1 protein-coding gene is annotated in these 359 nt (G+C 61.3%); it reads right to left on the bottom strand.

All coding sequences use genetic code 11. The features are described from left to right. Positions 1-359 (bottom strand): phage major capsid protein (locus QWI17_RS09920; protein ID WP_302722351.1); only part of this gene is annotated, 359 nt, incomplete at both ends.

Genomic DNA, 359 nt, shown 5'->3' with positions numbered 1-359 from the left:
GACAGTGCCGAGCCGCCGCCGGTGAACAGGTTTTTGCGGTCAGCATGGAACAGCGCTTTCTTGTCGCTCATCGGCTTGTTGTCGATCAGCACCGCATAGACCAGGTCGCCGATGGTGCCGCGCGCAGCCAGGCCCATGTTGTAGGGCACGCTGCTCAGCATATCGAGATCGTCGTTGATGATGGCCTGACGGGTGATCGAGAACAGTTCACCGTAGGTCGCCAGGCTGATGGTTTCGCCACGGTCGCCGGTGGTGATGTACTTGTACTCAGCGCCTGGGCGCACTTCACGCAGGCTTGGGAACGAGCCCATACCAACACGCTTGGCGGTACGGAAGTCACTCAGGCGGCCGCGCTTGGT

This window comes from Gilvimarinus gilvus, from assembly GCF_030518155.1.
GTDB lineage: Bacteria > Pseudomonadota > Gammaproteobacteria > Pseudomonadales > Cellvibrionaceae > Gilvimarinus > Gilvimarinus gilvus.
This window is presented reverse-complemented; position numbering and strand designations above follow the sequence as displayed.